The sequence below is a fragment of the Methylomonas sp. BG-2 genome (assembly GCF_057766305.1).
The window spans coordinates 1-6,223 of sequence record NZ_JBYMAP010000230.1 but is presented as its reverse complement, the minus strand read 5'-3'; the positions used below and the strand labels follow the sequence as shown (position 1 = coordinate 6,223).

At 57.4% G+C, this 6,223-nt stretch carries 5 protein-coding genes; all 5 read left to right on the top strand.

What is annotated here, in order from left to right; genetic code table 11:
• A partial coding sequence (locus AC3B8H_RS17280) for an alginate export family protein (RefSeq protein WP_488442785.1) occupies nt 1-974 on the top strand: 974 nt, incomplete at its 5' end.
• A 181-nt stretch (nt 975-1,155) separates the two neighbouring features.
• A complete protein-coding gene (locus AC3B8H_RS17275) occupies nt 1,156-2,154 on the top strand; it encodes a sulfate ABC transporter substrate-binding protein (RefSeq protein WP_488442784.1) in 999 nt (332 codons plus the stop codon).
• Between the two features lie 29 nt (nt 2,155-2,183).
• Nucleotides 2,184-3,086: an EAL domain-containing protein gene (locus tag AC3B8H_RS17270; RefSeq protein WP_488442783.1), complete on the top strand. Its 903-nt coding sequence runs from the start codon at nt 2,184-2,186 to the stop codon at nt 3,084-3,086.
• A gap of 224 nt (nt 3,087-3,310) precedes the next feature.
• Nucleotides 3,311-4,258, top strand: coding sequence for a cysteine synthase A (gene cysK / locus AC3B8H_RS17265; RefSeq protein ID WP_488442782.1), 948 nt, complete (start codon nt 3,311-3,313; stop codon nt 4,256-4,258).
• A gap of 515 nt (nt 4,259-4,773) precedes the next feature.
• Nucleotides 4,774-5,733 carry a calcium-binding protein gene (locus AC3B8H_RS17260; RefSeq protein ID WP_488442781.1) on the top strand — a complete coding sequence of 320 codons (960 nt, stop codon included), beginning with the start codon at nt 4,774-4,776 and terminating at the stop codon, nt 5,731-5,733.
• The last annotated feature ends 490 nt before the right edge of the window (nt 5,734-6,223 follow it).

The following is a 6,223-nucleotide window of genomic DNA, read 5'->3' as shown; positions in this document are numbered from 1 at the left end:
AGTTGCTCGACAGGCGTTTGATCGGCAACAACCAGTTCCGCAATACGACCAATAACTTCGAAGGCTATCGGGTCCGTTTCGGCAAAAAACAAAACGATTGGGATTTGGATACCTTCGCCCTGCAACCGGTGGACAGAATTCGTAATGAATTCGATCAGCCCGACGAGGATACCTGGATCTACGGCGCGGTGTTAAGCCTGAAGCAATGGTCGGAAATCGTTACGATCCAACCTTATTTTCTGGGGCGCAAAGTGGATGGCGATCCGTATAACGCGGTCAGCGCCAGCCGTAAGGCCGACATGGATATCTACGCGCCCGGCTTGAGGGTCTACGGGGTGATACCGGATACCGGTTTTGACTTCGATACCGATTTCAACAAGCAATTCGGCCGCTTCGGCAAATTGTCGTCATCGGGACGCAAAACCGAGACCTTGCAACAGCACGACGCGATCGCCTACTCGTTGGAGTTGGGTTACACCTTCGACCACGATTGGAAACCCCGTACCAGTTTGTACTATGGCTACGGCTCCGGCGACAAGAATTCCAGGGACACCAGTAATCAGCGTTTCGATGCTTTTTACGGTTTCAATCAGCCCTGGTCGCGCAACGACTATTTCTCGTGGGACAACATCCACGCACCCAAGGCGCGGGTCGAGTTTTCGCCCTACAAGGACGTGCAAATCGACACCGGCTACAACGCCTACTGGATGTCCAGCGACGGTGGCGGTTGGAATCGGGCCGGTTTGACCGGCGTCAACGGCAAAGCCTTTTTGGGTCACGAGTTCGATATACGCTTGCGTCACAAGCTCAATCCCTACGTGGACTGGAGCCTGAGTTACGCTCGGTTCACGCCGGGCGATTACACGACCTCGCAGGCGCGCTCTAACGGACCATACACGACCGAACCCAGCAACTTCTTTTATTTCGAAGTTTCGTTAAATGCGTTCGGCGACGGCAAGCCGACCTACAAATAAGCCTTTAAATCGCCCTGTCCGGCCCGCGACGGGGCGTTTGCCGGCTTTGTTATCTTATTTTGAGATTTTAAATTCTAAAACTATCGTTTTTGTTGGTTTAAAGGTCTGCTTATCATGAATTTCCCGATAGGCAACAGACCTGTCCGACGAACTCGAACATACCGACAGTTAGGAGCAAACGATGACATTTTCCCAATCGATTAAAGCGCTGGCGCTGGGGCTGTCCCTCGCGATCGGCGGCAACGCGTTCGCGGACCGAACCTTATTGAACGTGTCCTACGATCCAACCCGCGAGTTGTATAAGGAATACAACCAATTGTTCATTAAATACTGGAAGGATAAAACCGGCGAGGACGTCAATATCCAGCAATCGCACGGCGGCGGCGGTAAGCAAACCCGCGCGGTGATCGACGGCCTGGAGGCCGATGTGGTGACCTTGGCCCTGGCCGGCGACATCGACCAAATCGTCGAGAAAGCTCGGTTGTTGCCCAAGGACTGGCAAGGCAAATTGCCCAATAACAGCTTGCCCTACACCTCGACCATCGTGTTTTTGGTCCGTAAAGGCAACCCGAAAGGCATCAAGAATTGGAACGACCTGACCAAGGACGGCGTCTCGGTCATCACCCCGAACCCGAAAACCTCGGGGGGCGCCCGTTACAATTATTTGGCGGCTTGGGCCTTCGCGGAGAAGAACAACGGCGGTAAGGATCAGGCCAAGGCCTTTGTCGAAAAGCTGTTCAAAAACGTGCCGGTTCTGGATTCCGGTGCGCGCGGCTCGACGACGACTTTTGCCGAGCGCGAAATCGGCGATGTCTTGATTACCTGGGAAAATGAAGCGTTTTTGGTGCTGAAGGAGTTCGGCGCCGATAAATTCGAAGTGGTCGCGCCGCCTTTCAGCATTTTGGCGGAACCGCCGGTGGCGGTTATCGAAGCGGTCGCCACGAAAAACGGCACGCTCGATTTGGCGACCGAATATCTGAAATATCTCTACACGCCGGGCGCGCAAGAGATTATCGCCAAAAATTACTACCGGCCCAGCGACAAGGCGATTGCCGACAAGTACGCCAAGCAGTTTCCGCGTCTGGATTTGGTGACCATTGCACAACTGGGCGGCTGGGCTACCCTCCAGAAAACCCATTTCGACGACAACGGCATTTTCGATCAGATCTACGGACGCTGATCGCGGCCCGAGCAAAGGAGGGTAACGAGATGGTGCAAACCACGATCGAAGCGATACGGGACGACCTGGAAAGGGTACTTTATCTGGACCTGGACGAATTCAAACTGGAAGTGGAAGCGGCGCAAGTTTTAAGCCGCTACATCGGTCTGCGCTTGCGTAGCGAATTTCAACCGATTTTCGATACCTCGACCTCGGAGGGCTTGCTGGGTTACGAAGCCCTGCTGCGGCCTTCCACCGGCATCGAATCGGTGTCGCCGGACTTCGCGTTCGGTTGGGCCGACAATCAGGGCAAGTTGGTCAAGCTGGATCGGGTGGCGCGCACCTTGCACATGCTCAATTATCTGGAGTTGCCCGAGGAGCGCGGCCAGTTGTTTTTGAACGTGCATCCCAAACTGTTGGTCAGCGTCAATACCCACGGCAAGGTGTTCGAGCACATTTTGCATCTGCATTCGGTGCCGACCACCCAGGTCGTACTGGAAATCATGGAAAACGCGGTCGAGGCCGATCAGGCGCTCGCCGAAGCGGTGGACAATTACCGCGATCGCGGTTTTCAAATCGCGATCGACAATTTCGGTAGCCGCCATTCCAATTTGGATCGACTCTGGCATTTGGCGCCGAATTACGTCAAATTGGACGCCGGCATCATTCGCGAAGCCGAACGCGGCGGTAAAATCCGCCGAGTGTTGCCAAAGTTGATCGAGGTGGTACAGGCCTTGGGTGCCCAACCGGTCATCGAAGGCATCGAAAACGAAATCCAGCTCGATATCGCGCTGGATGCCGGCGGCAAATTGTTGCAAGGTTATTACCTGGGCCGGCCGGCACCGGCGGCCGCCTGGCATCAACCCAAGGCGGCGCGCCGGGAAAACCCGTTGATGCCGGGCGCGCCGCATCATTTCGGCAGTTTCAGCGTCTCCGCCCAATACGGCATGTAAGGCGGGGCGCGCAATGGATACTTTTCGCACTGCGAATTTCGGCGCATCCGCCCCTCGCCCTCCGGTAGAGGGGTGGGAAGAGGGAATCGAAAAATCGAAATTTGAAGTGCGATGACGATAGTTCCGTGTTGTTCCATGGTGATGTTCCCTCTCGTGACATCCCGCTCATGCCGCCGTCAAGGCGGCTTTTTTTTGCATTGCGTCAGCCCGCATCGGGAGTCGATATGGCGAACTGGTTTACCGACAATTCCGCTTCGATAGGCGGCACGCCGCTGGTCCGGCTGAATCGGATCGGCCGCGAGCTGCCGGTGACGATCTTCGCCAAAATCGAAAGCCGCAATCCGGCTTATTCGGTGAAATGCCGGGTCGGCGCGGCGATGGTCTGGGCCGCCGAACGCCAGGGCCTGCTCAAACCCGGCGTGACGCTGATCGAAGCCACCAGCGGCAATTCCGGCATCGCCTTGGCGGCGGTGGCCGCCGCGCGCGGCATTCCAATCACGCTGACGATGCCGGACACGATGAGTCGCGAGCGCCGCGTATTACTGGGCGCTTACGGCGCCAAACTGCGGCTGACCGACGGCAAGCTGGGCATGCGCGGCGCGGTTGAGGCCGCCGAACGGCTGGCCGCGGCCGAACCGGACCGCTATTTGCTGTTGGAACAATTTAAAAATCCGGCCAATCCGGCGATACACGAACAAACCACCGGTCCGGAAATCTGGCGAGACAGTGCCGGCGCGGTCGATGTGTTGGTCGTCGGCGTCGGCACCGGCGGCACGATCACCGGCGCCGGACGCTTCCTGAAACGGCAGGGCAAGCACATCGAAACCGTGGCGGTGGAACCCGCCGCTAGTCCGGTCTTGACCCAAACCCGCTCCGGCCAGGCGTTAAAGCCCGGTGCTCACGGTATTCAGGGCATAGGCGCCGGCTTCGTGCCGGCGATACTCGACCTGGACCTGATCGACCGAATTGAAACCGCCAGCGAAGTCGAAGCCGTCGAATATGCCCGCCGCTTGGCCAAGGAAGAAGGTATACTCGCCGGCCTGTCCAGCGGCGCCGCGTTGGCCGTGACCCTGCGGCTGGCCGCGTTGCCGGACTACGCCGGCCTAAGCTTTGTCGTGATGTTGCCGGATTCCGGCGAACGCTATTTGAGCTCGGCCTTGTTCGGCGCTTGAGCCTCGCCGAATTTCCGCTCTGGTACGTGGACTTGCGGCGGACCAATCCGACCCCGCCGATCGGCGGGAGGCTTCAAGAAACCAAGCGGCTTAGCCCCGTTCGCTCGGGTGCCGGCTCGAGTACCGGGAATAGCGAGTTTCGAGTGTTCCATACCATCCCGATTTCCGCAATCATCCCGAAAGTACTATTTCCGGGGGCTTCCTTTAATGTAAGCTTGCGAGCCGGGATGAGTCTTGCCGTGGGAGTCGCTTTAACCGCGACTGAAGGTGTTCCGATCAGGAATACGCTCAGTGTTTTCGCGCGGTTTCCGGCGGCTCGCAACATCCCGGGCCTGCGAAAGCGGCATTACCCAATGTGCTCGATTGAACTTTCGCGCCCGATTCCGGCATTTATAAACGATTGCGATCGACGGCCAAGGTTTCGGCGTTGATGCCCGCTCGGCGCAATCCTGTCGATCGAATGTGCGGCGAAGCATTCGGTCCGCTTATAAAACCCCATTAATCCAGGAACTATCATGAGCCAAAATACATTCGCTAAAACCTTGCTCGGCCTTGCCATCGCCGCCGCATTCACTCAAACCGCCGTCGCGGAAGACACCTGCTTGGGCGCCACCGTCACCATTCATGCCGAAACAGCGATCAAAAAAATCGACAAACAGGGTAACGAAGTCGTGATGGGTACCAAGGGTGACGACGTCATCATGGGCACCGCCGCTAACGACGTCATCGACGGCGGCAAGGGTAACGATTTGATCTGCGGCGCCGGTGGCGACGACACCTTGAAGGGTAACCACGGCAACGACCAATTGGACGGCGGCACCGGTAACGATAATCTGATCGGCGGTAACGGGCACGACACCATATGGGGCGGAGACGATAACGACACGCTGAGCGGCGGCAACGGCAACGACCAACTCAATGGCGGTTCCGGTGACGATAACCTGAGCGGCAGCAACGGGAACGACACTCTGCAAGGCAATGCCGGCCGCGATACGCTAAACGGCGATAACGGCAACGACGGCCTGTACGGCGAAGACAATAACCTGCGCGACCGCAATAAGGACGGGATCGACGACGATGCCTCCGACGCCGACGACGACAACAGCGTCGATGCCGACGCCAGCGGCGACGATAGCTTGTGGGGCGGCAACGGCAACGACGACCTGAACGGCGGCCCCGGCAGCGACAATCTATACGGTCAAAACGGCAAGGACAGCCTGGACGGCGGTCTGAACGAAGACAATCTGCTTGGTGGCAACGGCAAGGATACCGTGAGTTACGACAACGATGACGTCAATTTGGACAGCGGCAAGGGCGCCGATATCTGCATTCTAAAAACCGAAGCCAACGGCGAAGTCGAGCAGGAATGCGAACACGGCCCGGAGCAGGACGTACACGAGCACGGCAGCGACCGGGCCTGTGTGTTGAAAACCAAAAAGAACGGCGAAACCGAACTGGAATGCGAGCATAACTAAGCGCAAACCGACAGCGGCGCCGGCTGCGGCCGGCGCTGTTTAATGACATGAGGCCATTGTTGTTTCCCAAGCTGAGCGCCAAGCTGGCGATCAGCTTGGGCGGCAAATCCAAATATCGCCGGATGCGGCCCCGCCAGTTAACGCCTTTCGCCCAACGGCAGACTTAATCGAAACCAAAAATTCCCACGCATGCCTTGAAAGTGGCAATGCCGGCCGATAGTCGCCGGAAGATTGCGGCCTCGAATTTCGCTGAAACTCGCTCCCGGTCCAAGCCCCGCTTTTCTGATCCGCCGCGAATACGTTACGGTGGTCAACCGCTTCCATTCGTTTACAACAGCCGGATTGGTCGGTCAATACGCGACGGTTGAATGACAAAACAGCAGCCGTTCAGGCTGAACCGCCGGCATTCCGTGATGAACAGTCGGCATTGAGTGATGAACAGTCAGCATACCATGATGAACACGGAACGATTTATGTTGAACACGCAGCG

What these genes read in the sequence shown, in the direction of transcription:
- AC3B8H_RS17275 (WP_488442784.1), top strand. Translation starts at nt 1,156, where the DNA reads ATGACATTTTCCCAATCGATTAAAGCGCTGGCGCTGGGGCTGTCCCTC.
- AC3B8H_RS17270 (WP_488442783.1), top strand. Translation starts at nt 2,184, where the DNA reads ATGGTGCAAACCACGATCGAAGCGATACGGGACGACCTGGAAAGGGTA.
- cysK (WP_488442782.1), top strand. Translation starts at nt 3,311, where the DNA reads ATGGCGAACTGGTTTACCGACAATTCCGCTTCGATAGGCGGCACGCCG.
- AC3B8H_RS17260 (WP_488442781.1), top strand. Translation starts at nt 4,774, where the DNA reads ATGAGCCAAAATACATTCGCTAAAACCTTGCTCGGCCTTGCCATCGCC.